The organism is Methylobacterium sp. 142-1Y, assembly GCF_057747795.1.
Genome location: NZ_CM173224.1, coordinates 6390616 through 6411238 on the forward strand (window position 1 = coordinate 6390616; position 20623 = coordinate 6411238).

18 protein-coding genes are annotated in these 20623 nt (G+C 63.5%); 7 read left to right on the forward strand and 11 right to left on the reverse strand.

What is annotated here, in order from left to right:
• Positions 1 to 21 precede the first annotated feature (21 nt).
• Positions 22 to 525, forward strand: coding sequence for a hypothetical protein (locus AC3AOF_RS29275; RefSeq protein ID WP_488347239.1), 504 nt, complete (start codon positions 22 to 24; stop codon positions 523 to 525).
• On the opposite strand, the gene AC3AOF_RS29280 is transcribed toward AC3AOF_RS29275, so the two are convergent.
• A complete protein-coding gene (locus AC3AOF_RS29280; protein WP_488347240.1) occupies positions 491 to 1300 on the reverse strand; it encodes an IS5 family transposase in 810 nt (269 codons plus the stop codon). The two genes, AC3AOF_RS29275 and AC3AOF_RS29280, sit on opposite strands and share 35 nt — an antisense overlap.
• Positions 1301 to 1569: 269 nt before the next feature.
• On the opposite strand from AC3AOF_RS29280, the gene AC3AOF_RS29285 reads away from it, so the two are divergent.
• Both AC3AOF_RS29285 and AC3AOF_RS29290 read left to right on the forward strand, forming a co-directional pair.
• A complete protein-coding gene (locus AC3AOF_RS29285) occupies positions 1570 to 1959 on the forward strand; it encodes a hypothetical protein (protein ID WP_488347241.1) in 390 nt (129 codons plus the stop codon).
• Between the two features lie 68 nt (positions 1960 to 2027).
• The gene (locus tag AC3AOF_RS29290; protein ID WP_488347242.1) at positions 2028 to 3023 is read left to right on the forward strand and encodes a glycosyltransferase family protein; all 996 of its coding nucleotides are present in this window, start codon (positions 2028 to 2030) and stop codon (positions 3021 to 3023) included.
• 558 nt (positions 3024 to 3581) lie between these two features.
• On the opposite strand, the gene AC3AOF_RS29295 is transcribed toward AC3AOF_RS29290, so the two are convergent.
• On the reverse strand, positions 3582 to 4127 hold the full coding sequence (locus tag AC3AOF_RS29295) for an NUMOD3 domain-containing DNA-binding protein (protein ID WP_488347243.1): 546 nt from the start codon (positions 4125 to 4127) through the stop codon (positions 3582 to 3584).
• Between the two features lie 656 nt (positions 4128 to 4783).
• On the opposite strand from AC3AOF_RS29295, the gene AC3AOF_RS29300 reads away from it, so the two are divergent.
• Complete coding sequence (locus AC3AOF_RS29300; protein WP_488347244.1) at positions 4784 to 5248, forward strand: DUF6641 family protein; 465 nt, start codon at positions 4784 to 4786, stop codon at positions 5246 to 5248.
• Positions 5249 to 5797: 549 nt separating this feature from the next.
• Positions 5798 to 6790, forward strand: a complete 993-nt coding sequence (locus tag AC3AOF_RS29305) for a helix-turn-helix domain-containing protein (RefSeq protein WP_488347245.1) — start codon at positions 5798 to 5800, stop codon at positions 6788 to 6790.
• Between the two features lie 388 nt (positions 6791 to 7178).
• On the opposite strand, the gene AC3AOF_RS29310 is transcribed toward AC3AOF_RS29305, so the two are convergent.
• Entirely contained in the window at positions 7179 to 8633 is a 1455-nt protein-coding gene (locus AC3AOF_RS29310) for a hypothetical protein (protein ID WP_488347246.1), read from the reverse strand.
• Between the two features lie 90 nt (positions 8634 to 8723).
• Positions 8724 to 9890, reverse strand: a complete 1167-nt coding sequence (locus tag AC3AOF_RS29315) for a phospholipase D family protein (RefSeq protein WP_488347247.1) — start codon at positions 9888 to 9890, stop codon at positions 8724 to 8726.
• An 850-nt stretch (positions 9891 to 10740) separates the two neighbouring features.
• Between AC3AOF_RS29315 and AC3AOF_RS29320 the strand changes: the two genes are divergently transcribed.
• Positions 10741 to 12030 (forward strand): flagellin N-terminal helical domain-containing protein, encoded by a 1290-nt coding sequence (locus AC3AOF_RS29320; protein WP_488347248.1) that lies wholly within the window; start codon positions 10741 to 10743, stop codon positions 12028 to 12030.
• A 533-nt stretch (positions 12031 to 12563) separates the two neighbouring features.
• On the opposite strand, the gene AC3AOF_RS29325 is transcribed toward AC3AOF_RS29320, so the two are convergent.
• A complete protein-coding gene (locus AC3AOF_RS29325; RefSeq protein ID WP_488347249.1) occupies positions 12564 to 13868 on the reverse strand; it encodes a PQQ-dependent sugar dehydrogenase in 1305 nt (434 codons plus the stop codon).
• A gap of 620 nt (positions 13869 to 14488) precedes the next feature.
• Between AC3AOF_RS29325 and AC3AOF_RS29330 the strand changes: the two genes are divergently transcribed.
• The gene (locus AC3AOF_RS29330; RefSeq protein WP_488347250.1) at positions 14489 to 14779 is read left to right on the forward strand and encodes a hypothetical protein; all 291 of its coding nucleotides are present in this window, start codon (positions 14489 to 14491) and stop codon (positions 14777 to 14779) included.
• 21 nt (positions 14780 to 14800) lie between these two features.
• On the opposite strand, the gene AC3AOF_RS29335 is transcribed toward AC3AOF_RS29330, so the two are convergent.
• The 6 genes from AC3AOF_RS29335 to AC3AOF_RS29360 all read right to left on the reverse strand — a co-directional run bounded on the left by AC3AOF_RS29335 (position 14801) and on the right by AC3AOF_RS29360 (position 20305).
• The gene (locus AC3AOF_RS29335; RefSeq protein WP_488347251.1) at positions 14801 to 15283 is read right to left on the reverse strand and encodes a hypothetical protein; all 483 of its coding nucleotides are present in this window, start codon (positions 15281 to 15283) and stop codon (positions 14801 to 14803) included.
• A gap of 93 nt (positions 15284 to 15376) precedes the next feature.
• Positions 15377 to 16240, reverse strand: a complete 864-nt coding sequence (locus AC3AOF_RS29340; RefSeq protein ID WP_488347252.1) for a MurR/RpiR family transcriptional regulator — start codon at positions 16238 to 16240, stop codon at positions 15377 to 15379.
• Positions 16241 to 16329: 89 nt separating this feature from the next.
• Positions 16330 to 16770: an RbsD/FucU family protein gene (locus AC3AOF_RS29345; RefSeq protein WP_488347253.1), complete on the reverse strand. Its 441-nt coding sequence runs from the start codon at positions 16768 to 16770 to the stop codon at positions 16330 to 16332.
• A gap of 34 nt (positions 16771 to 16804) precedes the next feature.
• On the reverse strand, positions 16805 to 17836 hold the full coding sequence (locus AC3AOF_RS29350) for an ABC transporter permease (protein ID WP_488347254.1): 1032 nt from the start codon (positions 17834 to 17836) through the stop codon (positions 16805 to 16807).
• The gene (locus AC3AOF_RS29355; protein WP_488347255.1) at positions 17836 to 18831 is read right to left on the reverse strand and encodes an ABC transporter permease; all 996 of its coding nucleotides are present in this window, start codon (positions 18829 to 18831) and stop codon (positions 17836 to 17838) included. Before AC3AOF_RS29355 ends, AC3AOF_RS29350 begins: the two co-directional genes overlap by 1 nt.
• The gene (locus AC3AOF_RS29360; RefSeq protein WP_488347256.1) at positions 18824 to 20305 is read right to left on the reverse strand and encodes a sugar ABC transporter ATP-binding protein; all 1482 of its coding nucleotides are present in this window, start codon (positions 20303 to 20305) and stop codon (positions 18824 to 18826) included. The genes AC3AOF_RS29355 and AC3AOF_RS29360 overlap by 8 nt, the downstream gene beginning before the upstream one ends.
• Positions 20306 to 20623: the final 318 nt, after the last annotated feature.

Genomic DNA, 20623 nt, shown 5'->3' on the forward strand with positions numbered 1-20623 from the left:
TGGAACGACACGGCCCCAGCGGTGCCAGATCCGCTGCGAATGCAAGCTTGCCTTAAGCCGCCCGTGATCGGTCGCAAGCCTAATAGCCGCGGAATTATCGATATGATTAGACAAAGAGAGCTTGCTGGATTTTTTCGAGGCGATTACAAGCCTCGATGGAATGATCATCTCGATCTTACGATCGCGCTCATCGTGATGTATATTGCATCCGGCGTAGCGGTAAATGCATTCGCGAAATATCTGCCTGTATACCCTTTAAAACTACCGTTCAGCGGCAATCCGCCAGTGTCGTTTCCGCTCATCCCCGGCACGCTGCTGGTGGGCCTGATATTTGTAATGCGTGACTATACGCAAAGGCTCATCGGGGATTGGGTCGCAGCATTCATGCTCATCGCCACGATCATCGTATATTTTTGCGTAGATCGAGACCTGGCCTACTATAGCGCATTGGCGTTCCTCGTGAGCGAGGGGATCGACCAGGTAGAGCGTGTTATGAACTGTTTACGATGCGTCCAAGCTTGCTGAGCATGTCGCAGACGAAGGCGATCATGTAGATGCCTGCCAACGTGGTGGCATAGCGCTCGTAGTCCTTGACCAGCCGGCGGCAGCGCGCCGCCCAGGCCAGCGAGCGCTCCACCACCCACCGGCGTGGCAGCAGCACGAAGCCGCGCTTGGCCTCGGGCGCCTTGACTACCTCCAACGCGATGCCGTTCGCGTCGGCGGCCTTCGCCGGCTTCTCGCCCGTGTAGCCTTGATCGACGAACGCCGTCTCCACGCTCCCGTCCGTCTCCGCTTGCACCGCACACGTCAGCGCCCCAACCTGGCTGCGGTCGTCCACGTTCGCCGGCGTGACGTGCAGCGCCACCACATGCCCGGGCGTGTCCACCGCCAGGTGCACCTTCGAGCCGCGCTTGCGCTTGGCCCCGTCGTAGCCCGCCCGCTCACCGCTCTCGGGCGAGGAGCGTTGGGTCCGGCTGTCCAGGATCACCGCAGACGGCTCCGGCTCGCGCCCCGCCGCTTCCCGCAACACAGCACGCAGGTCGCCCGCCACCGCGCCAAAGCAATCGGCGGAAAGCCAGCGTTGGGTCTGCTGGTAGACCGCCGCCCACGGCGGCAGGTCGTGGGGCATGAACCGCCACGGCGCACCGGTCTTCACGATGTAGCGCAGCCCGTTGAACACCTCGCGCAACTCGTGGTCGCGTTGACCCGAGTCCTCGCGCAGCAGCGCCAGATAGGGGGCAACCAGCGCCCATTCTTCATCGGACACGTCGGACGGATAGGCGGGGCGATCAGCACTCATGCCCCTCAACGCTCACGCTACGTCATAGGTTCATAACACGCTCTAGCCTTCCACGCCCTCAAAAAAGAGGATCTCAAAGATCGCATCCTGTGGTCTTCAGCCGTTGCAACGCTCTTCGACGGTGCCCTCATATTGCACGGCCTAAATGAACTTACCTGGCCCAATTATATCTCACATTACGCTGGAAAAATGCTGGCCACATTCGTGATCTGGCTGGTTCTCTGGCATCTGCACAACAAGCGTAGCTCTCTAGCCCCGGCTGAATGAACATGACCGCTGCTGCAACAATCGCATCCGCTACCCCGCTTCGAATGATCTGGGTTACGTTCCAGCGCGCCGGCTTCCATCGTTGGCCCGATGCATCTGGGGACCGCGCGTACCTTTCCGCTAACCACCGACACCTGTTCAAATTTCGCGTGTGGATACAGGTATGGCACGGTGATCGCGAGGTGGAATTCCATACATTCCTCCAATGGCTGGAGGAGTTGTATCAAGACAGCATACTCCAGTTGGATGGAAAGAGCTGCGAGATCATCAGCGACGAGCTGTACGGGAACATAGCCGCTAAATACCCCGACCGCGATGTCTGGATCGAGGTAAGCGAGGACGGAGAGTGCGGTAGTTACTCGCAGTACACGGCCAGCGAGCACCGCAAGTGACCATTTGGATTTTGCCCATTGAGGGGCATGAGCAGCGTTACACGGGGCAGTGGCTGCACCATCTCCCCATGCAGCTGGCGCAGGCAGCTGCGGTTCGCGGGGTGCCAGCCAGGGTGATACAGATCGAGGGTGAGATGCCCCCGCCGGTACCCCTGGCGGGCGCCTTCCTCGATTTCGCCGGCACCAACATCTTCAAGAGCACGCAAATCGCCGAGGTAGCTCGGCGGTTTCAGCGGAGAGAGGTGCAGCCGGGCGACACGTTCCTGATCACCGACGCATGGCATCCCGGCGTGCATCAGATCCGGTACATGAGCGCGCTGCTGCGGAAACCCGTGCGCGTTCTCGGGCTGTTCCACGCGGGTCATTATGACCCTAACGATTTCCTCGGCCGGATCGTGCCTCGTGATGCGAGATGGGCGAAGGCCATGGAGCGAGCGTTGTTCGAGGCCTACGATGTCAGCGTGTTCGCGACGCAGGCCCATGCCGAGCTGTTCCGCGCAGGGGTGAGCGTGGCGGCGGATGATCCGCGAGTGGCCGTGTGTGGGTGGCCCATGGAGTACCTGGCGGCTGAGCTACAGCCGCACCTCGAGCAGCCCAAGGAGAACATCGTGCTGTTCCCCCACCGGCTGGCACCGGAGAAGCAGCCGGACATCTTCAAGGATCTGGCGAGATCGTTCCCCGATTGGCAGTTCGTGGCGTGCCAGGAGACGGCTCTCGCCAAGCGGGATTACCACGACCTGCTCGCCCGGAGCCGGGTGGTGTTCTCGTGCAGCCTGCAGGAGACCCTGGGCATCGGCTGCTATGAGGGGGTAGTGGCGGGTGCGGTGCCGGTGGTGCCGGATCGTCTCAGCTACCGCGAGATGTACCCCGAGGAGTTCCGGTACCCCGCGGAGTGGACAGCCAGCTGGGCGGTGTACCAGCGGCACAAGCCGGCATTGGTGGCGCATCTCTCGGCCGTGCTGGATCGCGTGGTCAGCAGTGGGTACAGCCTGACAGCATGCGAGCAGCAGATTTCGCGCTTCTTCTCCGGAGCGGACCTGTACGATCGCGTGCTCGCCGCGTGAACTTGTAACGGATGCCGTCGGTCCACTCAGAAGGTTTCGCTGGTCGCATAGGGTAGCGAGCAAGCCGCGCGTGGTCGGAAGCACAAACTACAAACCATGCGACGACCCATATTGACAGCACCCGCGTATTCGGTGGAGCGTCGGACTTAGCACACAGGTTCTGCTGAATGTTTGTATTTCTTCAAGCCATGAATGGATCTGTGCAGGTACAAATTATATGATACCGCACCGACCCAATCGTGACTTCGTGCTATTTTCGTTTCCGTGAGGGCGTATCCCGATAACCGGGGTTCATCTTGAGTATGAGCTGGATCATATCGTCTTCAGTTCGCTGGCGCAGTTCGGGAGATACGCGCGCACAGGCGATCCAAAGATCAACATGTTCACCGACGTTCATACTTCTATCGCAAGGCAACGACTGAATGGGCCGTACAAGGCAGCTAATTCGTTTGCGGGGCATTCTTTCACCTCTTTTTGTTTGGTTCATATTGGATGCGTGATACTACGGCAGATTGGCCACAGTATCAATTGGCCAATCTTAAGCCGGTCATCAAAATTTCAAGCTGCGCAATCTAGCAGCCTGGCACGCTCTTCACGTTGTCTCTGTTTAGTAGCGCGAATGGCATCAATACGCTTGTTCTTATGATCGTCGCTTTGAGGAACACCTGTACGAGCGTCGCTAATCCTCTGTTTGTGTAAATCTGAAAGTGGCTTCCCTCGTTTGGCATCTCCAATTCGGCGCTTTGCTTCGTCTGTATGCTTCTCGCCGGCTTTGAGATAAAAGCGATGCCTGCTCGTATTGCGTTGAAGAATGCGCGCGATCGTGTAATTCATTTCTCTTGTTTTGCGCGCGTCCTTGCTCGTCCAACTAAGAACCCATCCTTTGTCGGGATGGCGCATTCTCTTGAACAGCTTCCCCGACTTAAGCAGGCTCGTTACCTTTTTAATCCTCGCGAAGCCCCACAGATCCACATAGTCGGAAAAACTCAGATCGAACCGCACGCCTCGGCTAGTTTGATATTTTTGCGAGCGTTCGAGTTGGGCATGTAGCCAATCTCGCGTCTCCGTCTCAACATTCAGCCAGTCTTCAATTTGTTTCTTCATGGGCATCTCCTTTTTGCTCATATCCCTTTGTACGACAGCGGGCTCGTGCCCGTCGATATTTATGCCACATAGGTAAGAACATATAATATTCATCCGACTGACAATGCATCATTGGCTAACGACATAAGAAAGAACAATCTCTCTATATAGAGAGATTACTCGTCCTTAAGACGCTATCCAACGAAGCACAATCAGGCGTTGTCCCTGACGTTCCGCGTCGTGTCTGGCTCTTCAAGCCAGCCACCCGCGGCTCCGTCGGGACGAGCTTTCCGCGCCTGCTGCTCTCGCAGCCATCTGGCGATGGCTGCTCGTGGCGCCACTTCGCTGCCGCTACGTGGAGAGCGCCACTCGCGGACTTCCAGTCTACCCATCTGGTTTTGGGTCGTAATAGCTTTGGGAGAGGGTGCCGCGGGCGAGCAGGCACCGCGGTGACACCAAAGAGCCCTAAATAGCGAAAAATTAGAGCGCAAAATCAATTACTTAAGAATTGGACCCTGACTGGACAGTTTCCTTGTGCGTTCTTGTGCATTTTGCTATCAATCACGAATGGGTCGATGTCCTAGATCATCGCGTTCTATTCTAAGGTTGAACAGTGGGGCAACGGCAGTATTGTTCTGGACATGAGAACTGGTCGTGCTCAAACGAAGGACACACACATGTCGGTACTCAAGACCCTCAAGCTCAGCGCTGCCGCCCCCGCCGTGTCGGCCAACGATCCCCTCGCGCGGGCGCGGGAGAAGCTGCTTGGACAGCTCGCCGAGCAGAAGGAGATGGTGACGGCCACCCTCGAAGGCCGGGTATTCCAGCCCCCCAAGACCCTTGGCATGCGCAAGGACGCCCAGGGTCAGCGCGTGCGTATGGAGGTCAACCGGCGTGTGCGGCGCGGCTGGTTCCAGGACGAGGCCGGTACCACGCACTTCATCCTCCGCGTGGGCGGCAAGCCCATGCCGCTGCAGCCGGGCAAGGCCGCCATCGGCATCGGCACGCTCGACAAGCTGCCAGTGATCATCGACGCCCTGATCAACGCGGTGAGGGCAGGGGAGCTGGACGCTCAGATCAAGGAAGCGGCGGTGGCGCGGGGTCTCATGATGGCGGAGCGACGCAAGAAGAAGGCGGCGTGAGGCCGCTGCGGTGACGGCGCGCGTACATGGGGGCAGCGCCGTCACCTCACATGCGGTGATCCCGGCGTGGCGCGGTGTCGTCAAAACCGCTGATCCCGCAGAAAAAACGAGCGATCCCACAAGAGCTTAGGCACGCGTTGGTTCGCCCAGCACAGCAACTGCGCGAATTCGGGTTTTGGTCGCGGGGAGCCGGCCACGTCCTTGTGTCCGATGGTATCAGCTGCAACCTGACGCAGCGCGATCTATAGCGATCCAAACGTACAGCCGGCTCAAGTACGCAGAGTATGCACTCTAGTACGCAGCATATGCAAACGCATTGTCTGCTTTCTGTTCGATAACGGGCGCAGCAACACGCTCAACGCAAACTCCACTCGTCCTCGCGATCCCGCCAAGACAGAGTGATCTTCTGAAAATGAGCCAGATCGGCCAGATTTCGGCATCCCCATGCCGAGACGCGCTCTCGCGCGTGTGCGTAAGGGCCCGGCATTCCCAGGTGCAGCTTGAGCCACCGGGCACCCGCTGCGGCCGGCTCACCGCGGCAGCTACGCCGTGATCCTCGAACATCGCTTCGAGCACATAGCCGAACCCGGTCGCCGCCGCCGGGCCTGGATCACCAGCCTCGCCCCCATCTTCGATGCCTCGGTCCCCACGGAGACCGAAGTACCGATCATCGCGTTTCAGCGCTACCAGCACCTCGGCCAGATGGTGCTCGCCGCGGATGAGGTGCCAGCCCAGTCCGTGGAGCGAAGCTCGGAGCGCATACGGGATCAGGGACTGGATCATCTGGTGCTGAGGACGACGGTCAGCGGCAGCATCCGGGTCGATGTGGGTGGCAGCCCCATCGAGGCCGCCCCCGGCGATCTCCTCGTGCTCGACCTAGCCAGGCCGATCCGCATGGAGACGGAGCAGGGCCGGGGGGCAACGCTGTTCCTGCCGCGCCGCACGCTTGGGGATCGCGCCGATGAGCTCGCCAGTATGCACGGTGGCGTTCTCGCCGGCTCCGCATACCCATTAGCCCAGCTGCTGTCGGACTTCCTACGCCACTTCAACGAATGCGCCGTGTCGGCGACACCCGGGCTCACGCACCATCTGGTGCCGGCTACGGTGGACCTGTGCCGGGCATTGGCCTGGGAGGTCAGCGGCAGCGCCACAGCAGCACCCTCCGGGGATACCCAACTGCGGTTCGCCGTGCAGCAGTTCATCGAGCAGCATCTGGCGCAGGTGGATCTACCCATGCTGAGCGCCCGGTTCGGGCTCTCACGAACGCCGCTGTACCAGCTGTTTGCCCCCGATGGCGGCGTGTACGCGTACATCCGGGATCGCCGACTGGCCGAGGCCATGCGGCGCCTACGGCACAGCGAGGGCCGGCGCCCCAAGATTGCGCGGCTCGCCCATGAGTGCGGCTTCGGCAGTGACCTCGTGTTCAGCCGGGCCTTCCGGCGCAAGTACGGGGTGAACCCCAGCGAGGTGCAGCCCGGACCCGAAATACGGGTGCCGCTCCCTACAGATGCCCCGCTGCTGGGATGGCTGCGCGAGCTTTGAGCCGCACAGCATCGCAGCGGCCTCAGGCGATCCAACGGCAGTTGGTGCGTCCTGCTGTATCGCGAATGCACCAGTGGCCCATATCGCGGGTAGCCCGCACTCGCCTCCACGACATTGCAGCACACCTCGCGAGGACCGCAGGGGGTGGGGAGCGGGGATCAGCTTGCCGCCCGCGAACGGACGTTCCGCCTTGCGCCCATCTCGGCCATCCAGCGGCTATTGCGCGAATTGCCAAAGTGCACACCCCAAGCCCCGCTTGATACTCGTAGAGGGCCGCGAAGGGGTAGGGCTGCCGGCATCGGTGCCTACTCAGCCCGTCAACGCCTCACCCTGACTACCGTTGCAGATCGGTCGGGCGCAGCTCCAATATCAGCAAGCCAGATCGTCATCAGATTTCGACGCCACGAACTTGCATCAGCAACCTTTGGAAATCGGCGTTGTCACTGTCGCCCTTCCAGAAGTTAATAAATTGGCAGACCACCTGCAGATTGCCGACCTCGTAATGCCCTGCGCTATCGATGCGATCGAGCGACGGCAGGAGATTTTTATCCGCTTCGGGTCCGTGAAACTGGAAGGAGAGGCCGGTCAGGGCGCAACGGTTGTCTTGAAGGTCGAGAAGTAAAGCAATCATCTTTTCTAACTCGGTTGGCGTCATGCGCAATTCTTTGTTTTTTACGACACGCGGCACGACCTGGCCGTTTGCGTTTTTGACGGTATTCTCGACCGAGAGGCGCATAGCAATGATGGATCTTTCGCGCCCGCCAAGGATGCGGCCCTCGTCCTTGCTACCAGTCGACTTGACGATCGCACCTTCCGTTTCAAGCTTCAGCAGCGTCGAGAAAATCCAGCAGAATGAATGCGCATCGACTAGTCGAACCTTCTTAATGCCGGTCGCCGCCTCGATCAGCGGACACAATGCGGCAAGCGTCCAGTTATAGGTCGAATAATTCGCCCAGCTGCATTGGCGCAGAGTTGACAAGTCGATGCCGAGCGCGCGGAAGGCGCGGTCGAAGCCGGTCGGCTGGATCGGCATGAACCGGTCCATATCCTTTAGGAAGTAGAGATACGCGAGGAGTGGATATTTACCGAACGTCAACTTACTCAATCGGTCGAACGTTGCGTCCTCATCATCAGTACCGAGAAAGAGATTAAACAGCAGGCCCTCAATCTCGCGACACAGCTTCGGGTTCGATCCCGCCTCCAGCAGGGCGCGGTGATCGCGGTTCGCGTGGCCGTAGCGGTTCTGCCAGAAGACGAGGTTGTTCGTCAGGTTGGCACGGGTATCCTGAATCTCGATCGCTTCGATCAGGCGGTTCAGAATCGTGCCCGAGCCGATCTCAGCTTCCGACCATGCACTGGCGCGAAGCAGACCGCGCGCGTGATCCCTTAGGCGCGGCTTATAGCTCTCCCAGACTGCGGCGAGCCCTTCGTTGAAGTTCGTGAAGGCATAGCCGGACCGTGCCATGACCAGAACTTGGAAGCGCGCGAACGCCTCTCGGAAGCCGCGCGGATCAATGGGCGCTATTGTGCCAATGATACGTGGCGCAGCTCCCGCTCCGGCATACCAGTCGAGAAATCGGTTCAGCGCGCCCGCGCTATCAACTTCCACGCGCAACGTCATCGGCGCGCGAAGCGGTTGCAGCGGCCCATTGATGTTTGAGTTGCCGTTAGACGCCGCGCCCATCAATCGGACGCCGGCCAGCTCAGGCGGCGCGGGCGGCTGAAACCAGATGCGGGTCTCGGCCGCCTCACGATGGATCGCCAAGACCTTGCCGTTGGGTGTCGCGAAGCCAACAACGTAGTCGGTCGGCGGTTTAGCTGGTTCGCCGAAACGACTGCGCAAGATCGCCTCAGCGGCGGCAATTGGGAGGGTTATTCTGCGGTCTCCGGAGCGCGGCCCTCGTCGATCCCCATGCTGCTGGCGAGTTTGGCATCACGGGACCTGCGGCCAATCGAGAAGGTCGAGATCGGATTGAGGTATGGTTCCATGCCGATCGAACGCAGCTTGCAATTGTTCGCCGAGCCATGTGGCGCCTTCGGTAGTCAACTCGACAGCTGGCTGCTGCCGAAAGGCTTGACGGGGATCAACATTACCTTCTCCCTTAGTGGCATTGCGTTTTGTCGAAGCAAATGAGTCTGAACCAAGATTGTCCATCAAATTGTTGAGTGAAACTCCGTTGGCCAAAGTGCCTGCGACAAACTTGGCGTGATGCACTCGGACATAGCGAGACCAAATTGCCTTCCATTCATGTCGCTCAATGTCTTCGGCAGTAGCATCGTCGCGGCCTGGAACATGGCGCATTCCAGTAGCCCGGCCAAAAATGCGGACGTCGTTAGGATCGTAGGTCAGGCGTCCGATAAACATTACAGCGCCGTCGCCGACCGCTCGCGGCCTTTTCGTCGCAGGATAGGCCAAAGCCCAATGACAGCCAGAACCATCGATCTCATCAAGGATTGGAAGTGACAATGCGGCTCGGTTGTGCCCCTCTCCCAAAAATTTTACGAACGAATGCTGCGCATCTGCAACGATGTTCTTTAAGAGAGGAAATGGAGAGGCAACTATGCCCGCATCAGCGCCGAAATCTTCGAGAATATTAGAAAGATTTGGACGTCCACCTGCTGCTCGATGGCGCGTTACCGTCGCATCCCACTGATCGAGCTGCCCATTCACTAGATCGGCACCACTGCGATCCCAAAGGCCATCAAAATAACGATGGCATGCCTCAATGATGTTTGTATCTTCGGATACCAGGCCGAACTCGTGGTTTTTATCTAGTGCCGCCCCAGTCAGGTTAGCCGAGGTGATGATCGTCCGTGTTGAACCGAACAAGTACATTTTAGCGTGGAGGTTCCTTACGCCACGCACGCTACCGCCCAAATTCAGCATTTTCCGCAGCGCCGCGATATCGCTGACGCCTTCCGAAAAATCAGCCAAATTGAACCGAGTGATCGCCCTAAGAGACTGCGGCTTTACCGAGAGTAGTCGCTGCAATGCTCCCGTCTTGATGAACGGGGAAATGATCCGAAACTCACTAGAGTCCGCGCGCAACCCCTCAGAGATCTCCTGGGACCACCCGCTATCCACAAGCCGCGTCGTCATCTCGAGGCCTCCAGCGCTTGGCACTCGGCCGGTGTTAGCACCTCGGCGAGAGCCGCGTACGAGCGAAGCTGCGTGTGTTCGGACATCGGTGCCGATTTAGCCTATTCAATTAATTGTCAGACCAATCGAGCGCGTCCTCGGTGAAGCTCGGCTCGAGCGATCCTGATCAACTTTCTCATTGGCACGTGCAGCAGAGGCCAGCCAGCCCAACTTGCGGAATTCAGGAACATTTGCAGGCGACCGGGCTGGGTCGACTGGAGGCCATCCGCTTTTCCGGCCATGAATCTCCGAAATAGCCGTTACGCTTACGGCCAGGGTCGGTCGTTCGGAGCCAATCACGCTGCCGGTAAGCAGACCTTCCGAAGGTCCGAGAGGGGTCGAGCCTGTGTGAAAACTCAGGCGCACCCCGAATTTGTAGAACAATCCTCTGCGCTGCTGCCATCCGAGGATCCGGGTTGGCGGCCGATTGCCGTCGGGATGCCGCTGTGGCCGCTGCCCAGAACGGACGAAGGGGAGATCCTTCTACGGCCCCTGAGTTTTCATACAGCCTCGGTCGCAACAGGGCTTTTGCCCCCCTCGATCTGACCGAGCTTGTACCTCGCAGTTCCGCCGCGACTGACCTCCGCTTGAGGCCCACGATCAGGATGGGGACCGTTGGTGGCTCACAAAGCATCAGCATACGAGGGGCAATCGCCATCATGCTGGCAAGTACGCATCGTCGGTAGATCAGTACGCCTCATCTGAACATTGGTCAGCCTGATACAAAATATTAACCGCCCAACTGAGCACGGACAGCAATAATCCCCGAAGTCTTCGCGATCCACGCGAGGCAATTCCAAGGGGTCAGCTCATGTCGTCGTCCATCACGCTCTCCGCTGCTACTCGCCAGAACCTGCTGTCCTTGCAGGACACTGCCGCACTGGCAGCCACCAATCAGGGCCGGCTCTCCACGGGCAAGAAGGTGAACTCGGCCCTCGACAACCCCGTCAACTACTTTACGGCGGTGGGCCTCAGCGATCGTGCGTCCGCGCTGTCGGATCTCCTCGATGGCGTCTCCAACGGTATCCAGACGATCCAGGCCGCCGCGAAAGGGGTTGATGCAGTCACCACCGTCGTCAAGCAGATGCAATCGGTGGTGACCCAGGCGCAGTCCAACGCCACCTCCAACCTGCCCAAGCTGCAAGGCACCCGGGCACTCGCCACGGCCGGCGAAGCCACCGCCACGGGCAAGAGCATCTACGACGTATCGATGGGCAAGACGCTCGCCGGCACGGCCGCGGCGGCCACCTCGAGCACTCCCGGCGCGGTGGGCATCAACACGAGCAACGCCAACCAGATGCAGCTCAGCGCGGGCTTCACCACCTACAAGTTCGACATCGGCGCCACCGACACGGTGAGTGACCTCGTCAGCAACATCAATAAGTCGGGCATCGCCACGGCCACGATCGACGTGCAGGGCCAGCTGCAGATCACCGGCGCCGGATCGGACACCCTCTCGGTGGGCTTGGGCAAGACCACCTCGGGAGCCTTCGCGGTGGATGCCACGGAGACCGCCAAGCTCACTGGCGGCGCAACCCCCTCGGCGGCCGGCGGCACGTCCGCTCAGCGCTCGGCCCTGGTGGGTCAGTTCAACGCGCTGCGCACGCAGCTGGATCAGGCCGCCCGGGACGCCGGCTTCAACGGCACCAACCTGCTGGCCGGTGACAGCCTGAGCATCGCGTTCAACGAGAAGACCGGCGCGGCCAAATCCAAGCTGGACATCCAGGGTACGTCGCTGTCCGCGTCCGCGCTGGGTATCGGCGAGTTCAAGGACAGCGCCACGGCTCAGCTGGGTGCTGACATCGGCATCCAGAACAACGCGGACCTCACCAAGGCCGCGGATGCGCTCAGCAACGCGCTGGCCAACCTGAAATCCATCTCCTCCACGTTCGGCTCCAACCTGTCGACGGTTCAGAACCGGCAGACCTTCACGAAGGAGATGATTAACGTGCTGACGACGGGGGCGGCCAACCTCACGAACGCCGACATGAACGAGGAAGCGGCGAACTCGCAGGCGCTGTCGACCCGGCAGTCCCTGGCGGTGTCGTCGCTGTCCCTGGCGAGCCAGGCCAGCCAGGGCATCCTTCAGCTGCTGCGCTAATCGAGGTGTGCAGCAGCAGCGAAGCCTTCCGGGGCTTCGCTGCTGCCATGAGCGATGGGCGCACCGAGGTGTCGAGGGGGTCCCCAACAAGCAGCATCCTTAGGTCTGGTTAGCCTCTATGCCCCGCGTGGGGGAGGGCTCCCAGCGCTGAAGCGCTGGGAGCGTCGTACAGCGCGTTCGAGGGGCGTCCTGCTGCTGGGCAGCTGCTGCGTTGCCCTGTCGGTCCTGGGGCATCTTGAGCCCAGCATGACAGCTTCAGCTCTATGAAGCAGCTCTGCCAGTAGATCCCCCGTAAATCCAGCCGGATATGATCCCCTCCCGGACCTTCGAACCGGTTCCATGGGGGGGCCGTGTGGTGTCGGGAGCAGCTGTTCCTGCTGTGTCAGTACAGCTGTCTCCATACGCCTCGCTTATCAGGGCAGGAAGATCCGGAGAGGCAACGTAGACGCCATTCAGGGCGTCGACGCCGCCGGCAGCTCAGCGCCAAGCGACCGGGCCAGGGTCAAGACGGCTTTGCAGCCTCGAAGCTGGGGTCAGGCTCCGGTCACACGCCAGACCACGTTGCCGACGTCGTCAGCCATCAGCAGCGACTTGTCGGGACCAAGCGCGACGCCAACCGGCCTGCCGTAAGAGACACTCTCGTCCGGCGCCAGGAAGCCGGACAGGATGTCGCGAGCCGGGCCGGAAGGACGTCCGTTCTCGAACGGCACGAAGACCAACTTGTAACCGCTCAATGTGCTGCGGTTCCAAGAGCCGTGCTGCCCGATCGCCATACCATCCGGGAAGCCGGGCAGCGTTCCTGCCGCCATCCAGCAAAGACCCAGTGATGCGGTATGGCCGCCCAGCGCATAGTCCGGTGTGATCGCGCGGGCGACGGCGGCGGCGTCCTGCGGCACGCGGTCATCGACCGTCTGCCCCCAATACGAGTACGGCCAGCCATAGAACCCGCCATCCTGCACGGACGTGAGATAATCCGGCGGTGTCTCGTCGCCCAACCCGTCGCGCTCGTTGACCACCGTCCACAACACGTTCGTGCTCGGCTCCCAGGCGAGGCCGACAGGATTGCGCAGTCCCGAGGCGAAGATACGGCTCGCGCCGCTGGCGAGGTCGAGTTCGTAGACGGCCGCGCGGCCCTCTTCGACCGCCATGCCGTCGTCGCTGATGTTGCTCAGCGAGCCGACGCCAGCATACAGCTTCGTCCCATCCGCGCTGACCAGCAGGCTGCGTGTCCAATGGCCGCCCGGCTTGAAATCGACCAGCTTGCGGCCGGGCTCAGCGATCTTGGTGGTGCCTTCGGCGTAGGGAAACACGACGATGCCGTCGGTGTTGCCGACGTAGAACTTGTCCTCGACGAGGGCCATGCCGAATGGCTGGCTGAGGCCCGTAAGGAACGGCTCGCACGTCTCCGCCACACCGTCACCATCCGTGTCGCGCAGCAGCGTGATGCGGTTTGCACTCACCCCCGCGGCGCGAGCGCGCTTCATGGTCGCGGTCATGGCGTGGTCGAACAGGTGCCGCATGACCTTGCGCGGCTCGCCCGACGATTCGGCGACCAGCACATCCCCGTTCGGGAGCACATGAAGCCAGCGTGGGTGGTCCAGCCCGGTGGCGAAGGCATTGACCTTCAGGCCGGGAGCAGCGACCGGAAGCTGCCCCGGTGACCACCCGCGTGCCGAGGGCATCTTCAGCGTCATGATCCGGCCCTGCGGCTTCGCGGTCGGAATGGTGGGCGCACTGCCCCAGGCAGGTTCGTAGCTGCCATCGCGAAATCGCCGCAGCCTGGATGCGGCTCCACCGATCAACGAAACACCGCGTGCGAGTGCGTTCGACAAACTCAAAGACCCTCTCCCAACGATTGTTGCCTGATTGGCTGGAGGCACCTGGGCTGGGTACGGCCGCCGGAACCGGTGCTAGACATGCGCCGCCGAGGAAGCGGAACTACGCCAGCAGCACGACCGCGGTTCCAGGGTCATGATCTCCATCGCCATTGCAAGGGCCTGATCGATACCGCGCATGTTCAAACCGACCGCAGGCGGACGAACGCGGCAGCGTTGACGGCGTACGCATAGCAGGCCGCGCCGTCACCCCGCGTGGGGGAGTATACCTAGCCTTGAGGTGCTAGGAGCGTCATACAGTGCGTTCGAGGGCGTCCTGCTGCTCGCATGCTTCAGCGCTGCTCCGCTGGTCCTGGGGCATCCTGAGCCTAGCACGACAGCTTCGCCCCTGTGGGGCAGCTCTGCCAGGAGGGCGCCTCGTGAGCCAGCCGGATATGACCCCAAGCGGACCCTCGAACCGCCACCATTGAACGACCGCACCGGGTCAGCAGCGTGGATTGGAAGCACGGGCAAATGACGTTCAAGGGGATCGGAAGCAACCGTTCGCACGGTCAAGCTGCTTAAGTTTCGAACTTGTGTGTCGACAACATCGGCAGCCTGCAGGCCCTGCACGACGGAATGCCTTGCGCGACGGAGTTCGCGAGCACTCGGAGAAGCTATCCACGCATGGCGGCAACTCGGCAGGCCTGTCGGCCTCGCTCCTCGGGATCCCGCACCTCGGGGCGCTCGTGAGCTGGGGCGACACCGGCGGCACGGCTTACCAGGACCGGGGTGTGGTCCAGATTTCGTTCGACGCCGGGCGGACGTGGACGAGCGCCGTGGTCTGGTCGAGCCAGATCAACGGGGCTGCCCCGATCCGCACGAACCCTGACCTCGCCGGCTTCAGGAGCGCGGTGCCCCTCTTCCTCGTCTGAGGCCGCGTTCGTGATGTCACGTCACGTTTCGAACACCCGCAGGGCTCCGGCTTTGCCCACGTACGCGGCCACCGCCCGGGTCATAACCCCGTAAAAGTCCCAGCGCGCCTCATAGTGCGTCTCCTCGACGATGAGGGCGAGGACCTCCAGGCGCTTGCCGGGGGCCCGGCGCACGAGGGCGGGCGGCTGCCCGGGCTTGAGCGTCACCCATGCGACGCCGGGCTCCCGCATGGCTGCGGCGACGAACCCCCTGGGCAGATTGCCGAAGCGGTCGCGCGGGGCCGCGGGCCCGGGCACGAGGGGCCCGAGGCGTGTCGTGCTGGCGTCCCCGGCGCGCCTGGTGCCGCCCGTGATCTCGACGTCGAGATAGGTGGCCGCTTCGTCCGTGACGAACACCAGTGCCGATGGGGCGCCCCCGTCCGAGCGGCGGGTCGCCTTGAAGACGCGCACGCTGTCCAGGGCGAAGGGCGTGGGCTCGTCGAAGACGCCCGGCATCGACTGCACGAGGGCCCGCCGACCCGCCTCGGCGGCGCCGTTGAGGACGTCGATCGTGCCGTCCGTGCGGGGTCTGAAGCGCAGATTTGCTGCTTCACCCGGTCAGGCACGGCGCTTATCGCGCACGGCCTCCTTCGTGCGGACGAGGGCCGCCTCGGCGGATTTCATGTCACGCTGCGCGACGAGGACGAAGATCGCGTCGAGGAGATTGAGTTGCGCGATGCGCGCCGCCGCGTTCTCGCCCAGCAGCGGCGAGCCGCGCGCGGTCGAGCACAGGACGACGTCCGCGGTCTCGGCCAGGGCGGAATGCGAGTAGTTGGTGATGGCGATCGTTCGAGCGCCCTGCCGCCTCGCGATCTGGAGCGCCTCGAGGGTCACCAGGGTGGCACCAGTATGCGAGAAGCCGATCGCCACGTCCCGCGTGCCGAGGAGCGAAGCCGACATCGCCATCATGTGGGCGTCGTCGTAGACCGAGGCGCGGATGCCGATGCGCAGGAACTTGTGGGCGACGTCGCGGGCGATCTGCGCCGATCCGCCGACGCCGTAGAGGTCGCGCTGGCGGGCATCCGCGATGAAATCGGCCGCGCGCTCGAAGGCCGCGACGTCGGCGATGGCGAGCGTCTCTTCGAGGGCCTGGATCGAGGCGCGAAACACCTTGCTGACGATCTCTGCGCCCGAATCGTCGGGTGAGAGCTCGTCGTTCATCTCGGCATCCGAGACGCGAACGTAGTCGGCGACGTTCTGGCGGAAATCGCGGTAGCCCGAGAAGCCGAGCTTCTTGGCGATCTTGACCACCATGGCCTCCGAGACCCCGGCGGTCTCGGCCACGTCCTTGAGGGCGGTCTCGATGCTGAAATCGCGCCGCCCGAAGACGCTGTCGACGACCTTGGCCTCCAGGGGGGTCAGGCTGGGCCGCATCATGCGGATCCGCGGTCCGACCGACTTTGGATCCATCACGTCGTTCATCGGGTCCGTCTCCTCCAGGATACGCAACACTAGTCCGTGAGGGCCTGGATCGGCCACCACCCGGCTCGACCGAGCGCCCCGCCCATCCCTTAGACCACGCCCTTGCGCAGGATGAAGCAGCCATACGGGCCGGGATCGGCGGTGCGCACCACGGCGAAGGCCTGCTTGGCGGCGGCGTAGAAGTCGAACCGCTCCAGCGCCTCGACGAGGATCGGCCGTCCCTCGGCGCGGTCGACCACCACCTGCATCCGTTCATGGGCGGGCGTCAGCCGGTCGGGATCGTCCACGACCTTCATCCGCTTCACCGGGGCCGGCACGAAGGTGTCGAGCGGCATCACCGACAGGATCGCTTCCGCGGCGCGGCCGAGGTCGCAGCCGGCCATGTCGATGACGCGGCCGTGGACCGTGTGGCGGGCGATGCTGGCGGCCGGGTGGTTCACGTCGCAGATCAGCAGGTCGTCGCCGTGCCCCATCGCCATCAGCATGCCGAGCATCTCGGCCGACAAGGCGCGGTCCAGTCCCTTCAGCATCGGTGTCCTCTCAGTATTGCCGAATCGCGCCGCGTCACGCCCGCGGCGCCGCGGGGCGAAGGACCGGCGCGCGCAAGCCCGCGAGGAGGGGGCGCAGCTGATCGCGGACCGCCGCGATCAGGCTGACCGACAGCAGGATCCCGCCCCAGACCGCCAGCGTCAGGAACTGGCTGAGGTCGAGGAGGACGCAAGCGGTCGAGATCAGCTGGAGCACGATCAGTGCCAGGACCAGGCCGCCGACCCGCCCGAACCCGCCCGTGGGGCTGATGCCGCCGAGCACGCAGGCGAGGATCGTGACGAGGAGGTAGCTCTCGCCATAGGCCGCATTGGCGGAGTTGAAGCGCGCCATCATCACGAACCCGGCCGTGGCGGCGACGAGCGAGGTGAGGACGTAGATGCGCAGCAATGCCGCCCGGGTGTCGATGCCGGAGAATCGCACCGCCTGCTGGTTCGAGCCCATCAGTGTCAGCACGATGCCGAACGGCGTGCGGGTGAGCAGGATGCCGAGGCCGAGCGCGACGATCCCGAACAGCAGGAGCGGCATCGGGATGCCGAGGACCGCGCCGCTGCCGAGGAACAGGATGGCGGGCGGGAAATCGGAGATGACGCTGCCGCGGGTGAGCCCGATCGCCAGGCCCTTGACCAGCGTCATGGTCCCGAGCGTCGCCAGGATCGGCGAGACGCGGAGATAGCCGATCAGGGTGCCGTTGAGGAGGCCGACCAGGGCCGCCGCCGAGAGCCCGGCGAGCAGCGCCCCGGCCTGATAGGCAAGAAGAAGGGCTCCGCCCGCGCCGTCGGGAGTCGCCTTCAGCACCGTGGCCGCCGCGAGCGCCGCGAAGTTCGCGGTCGCGATGATCGACAGGTCGAGGCCGCCGGAGAGGAGCGTCACCATCATGGCGAGCGACAGCAAACCGAGCTCCGGCAGCTGGGTGGCCATCGAGCGCAGGCCCGCCGGGGCGAAGAGCCGGTCGCCGACGAGCGGCGCGACGGCGAGGCACAGCACGGCGAGGAGGGCGAGGAGCCGCAGGTTGGTGCGGCCGATCGTGCGCAGGACGATGGCCGGCATCAGGCGAGCCCCGGGGAATCGTGCCAGCGGCGGCGGGCGCGGGCCGCCATGCCGGCGACGGCGGCGACGATGACGAGGCCGGTGACGAAGTCCGACCAGTAGGACGACACGCCGAGCAGCGCGAGGCCGTTCTTCAGGATGATGACGAGGGCGAGGCCGAGGATCGCGCCCAGGACCGAGCCATGGCCGCCGTCGAGGCTCGCCCCGCCGAGCACCGCAGCGGCCACGACCTCGAGCTCGCGCCCGACCAGCGCGGTGGGCGACACCGACTGGGTGTACTGCGCCTGCACCAGCGAGGCGAGGCCGGCCACGAGGCCCATATAGCCGTAGACCAGGAGGTTGAGGCGGGCGGTGCCGAAGCCGACGCGCCGGGCCGCCTCCGGGTTGCCGCCGAGCGCGAAGACCTGCCGGCCGAAACGGGTGCGGTTAAGCAGGAACCAGGCGCTCGCGAAGGCGAGCACCAGCGCCCAGATCTGCAGGCTCACCGCGTAGACGCTGCCCCCGGCGTCGGACGTGGCGAAGAGGTCGACCCCGTCCCCGAACCAGGCCGGCAGGGTGAAGATGTCCTGGCCCCGGGTCACGGTGAGCAGAAGGCCGTAGATCACGCTCTGCGTGGCGATGGTGACGATGATGCTGGCGATGCCGAGCGTGCTCACCAGGACGCCGTTAATAAGCCCGAGAGCGAGCCCGATGCCGCCCGCGATGGCGACGATCTCGCCCCAGCCCGCCCCGGTCGCATTGGCGACGGTGAGGGCCGCGTACTGCGCCACCGAGGCGACCGCCGCGAACGAGATGTCGATGCCGCCGGCGATCAGGACGACCAGCAGTCCCGAGACCAGGATGCCGTTGAACGCCGTCGCGTTCAGCATCTCGAGGATGTTCTGGACGCTGAGGAAATTCGGCCTGAGCGCGGTCAGCACGACCACCATGCCGAGGATGACGAGCCCGAGCCAGAGTTCCTGCGGTGCGCGCCCGCCGCGCGATCCGTTACGCATGAACCATCCTCCGTAAGGCGGGCTCGGCGACGTGATGCGCCATGACCTCGCCGGTCAGCCGGCCGTCCCGCATCACCAGGATGCGGTCGCAATGGTAGAGGACCTCCGGAATCTCGTCGGAGATCATGATGACGGCGAGCCCTCGCGCCGCGAGTTCCTTCACGAGCCCGTAGATGCCGTCCTTGCCGTGCAGGTCGACGCCGACGGTCGGGCTGTCGAGGATCAGGATGCGGGGCCGGGTGGCGAGCCACTTGGCGATCACCACCCGCTGCTGGTTGCCGCCCGACAGCGTCCGCACCGGATCGTCCGGGGTGCCGATCTTGATCGCGAGGTCGCGGATCCAGTCGCGTATCAGGCCGGCCTCCCGGCGCCGCCGCAGGAGCCCGAGGCGGTCCTTGAGCGCATCGAGCACCGTGACGGTGATGTTGGCGCCGATCGACTGCTCGAGCACGAGGGACAGCGACAGGCGGTCCTCCGGCACGTAGGCGATGCCGTGCGCGATGGCGTCGCGGTTCGAGCGAAACGCGACCGCCGCGCCATCGATCCGGATGGTGCCGGAATCCGGCGCGTTCATGCCGAAGAGCGAGAGCGCCAGCTCGGTCCGGCCGGAGCCGAGCAGGCCGGTGAGCCCGAGGATCTCGCCGGGATAGAGCTGGAAGCCGACATCCTGGTACTCGCCGGCCTTGCACAGGCCCTCGACGGCAAGGACCGGATTGTCGCGCACGACCGCGCGATCGCGGGTCTCGTAGGTGAAGGACTGGCCGGACATCATGACGGCGAGGCGCTGCTCGGTCATGTCCTTCGCGTCGTAGGTGCCGAGCTTCACGCCGTCGCGGATCACCGTCACCCGTTCGGCGATCTCCAGCACCTCGTCGAAGCGGTGACTGACGAACAGCACGCTGATGTCGCGCCGCTTCAGTTCGAGGGTCAGCGCCAGCAGGGCGTCGACCTCGCGGCGCGTGAGCGAGGCGGTCGGCTCGTCCATGATCACGAGCTTGGCCTCCGCGGCGATCGCCCGGCAGATCGCCACGAGCTGCCGGTTGGCGATCGACAGGTGCGATACCCGCTCGTCGAGATCGAGTGCGACGCCGATGCGCCGCATCGCCGCCTCGGCCACCGTCCGCATCGCCTTGCGGTTCACGAGACCGGTCAGGCCGCGGTGCTGCGCGATGGCGATGTTCTCGGCGACCGTGAGGTTCGGGAACAGCGACAGGTCCTGGTAGATCACCTGGACGCCCAGCGCGCTGCTCTCGACGGGCGTGAGCCGCGCGTGCTCGCGGCCCTCGACCACGATGCGGGCGCCGGGATCGGGATCCTGCACGCCCGCGATGATCTTGATCATCGTGGACTTGCCGGAGCCGTTGCCGCCGACGAGGCAGTGGATCTCGCCACGCGCGAGGTCGAAGTCGAGATCGGACAGGGCCTGGACCCCGCCGAAAAGCTTCGACACGCCCCGCATTTCCAGGAACATCATCGGTGCAGTCCGTATGTGCTGGGCTGGTCGGGAGAAACCTGTCACGAAAAAGGGCGGGATCGACTCTCCCGTCTGGGCAGGGCTATCCGGAGACAAGCGAGGCACTGGCTTCTCCTCTCCCCGCGGGCGGGGAGAGGGCCGTGCTCCCGTTCAGGGAGTACGGCGAGCCCGAAGGGCGAGGGTGAGGGGGTGTTTCAGGATGAGCCTCTTCCGGGAACACCCCCTCACCCCCGCTTCGGCTTCGCCTCCGCTTGCTGCGTCTCCTGAACGGAGACGCAGCCCTCTCCCCGCCCGCGGGGAGAGGAGATTTCCTGCGAT

Excerpts from the sequence above, each read along its gene's own strand:
- AC3AOF_RS29315 (WP_488347247.1), bottom strand. The coding sequence starts at position 9,890 with ATGACGACGCGGCTTGTGGATAGCGGGTGGTCCCAGGAGATCTCTGAG.
- AC3AOF_RS29340 (WP_488347252.1), bottom strand. The coding sequence starts at position 16,240 with ATGAACGACGTGATGGATCCAAAGTCGGTCGGACCGCGGATCCGCATG.
- AC3AOF_RS29290 (WP_488347242.1), top strand. The coding sequence starts at position 2,028 with ATGCAGCTGGCGCAGGCAGCTGCGGTTCGCGGGGTGCCAGCCAGGGTG.
- AC3AOF_RS29320 (WP_488347248.1), top strand. The coding sequence starts at position 10,741 with ATGTCGTCGTCCATCACGCTCTCCGCTGCTACTCGCCAGAACCTGCTG.
- AC3AOF_RS29280 (WP_488347240.1), bottom strand. The coding sequence starts at position 1,300 with ATGAGTGCTGATCGCCCCGCCTATCCGTCCGACGTGTCCGATGAAGAA.
- AC3AOF_RS29360 (WP_488347256.1), bottom strand. The coding sequence starts at position 20,305 with ATGATGTTCCTGGAAATGCGGGGCGTGTCGAAGCTTTTCGGCGGGGTC.
- AC3AOF_RS29300 (WP_488347244.1), top strand. The coding sequence starts at position 4,784 with ATGTCGGTACTCAAGACCCTCAAGCTCAGCGCTGCCGCCCCCGCCGTG.
- AC3AOF_RS29350 (WP_488347254.1), bottom strand. The coding sequence starts at position 17,836 with ATGCCGGCCATCGTCCTGCGCACGATCGGCCGCACCAACCTGCGGCTC.
- AC3AOF_RS29345 (WP_488347253.1), bottom strand. The coding sequence starts at position 16,770 with ATGCTGAAGGGACTGGACCGCGCCTTGTCGGCCGAGATGCTCGGCATG.
- AC3AOF_RS29285 (WP_488347241.1), top strand. The coding sequence starts at position 1,570 with ATGACCGCTGCTGCAACAATCGCATCCGCTACCCCGCTTCGAATGATC.
- AC3AOF_RS29355 (WP_488347255.1), bottom strand. The coding sequence starts at position 18,831 with ATGCGTAACGGATCGCGCGGCGGGCGCGCACCGCAGGAACTCTGGCTC.
- AC3AOF_RS29295 (WP_488347243.1), bottom strand. The coding sequence starts at position 4,127 with ATGAAGAAACAAATTGAAGACTGGCTGAATGTTGAGACGGAGACGCGA.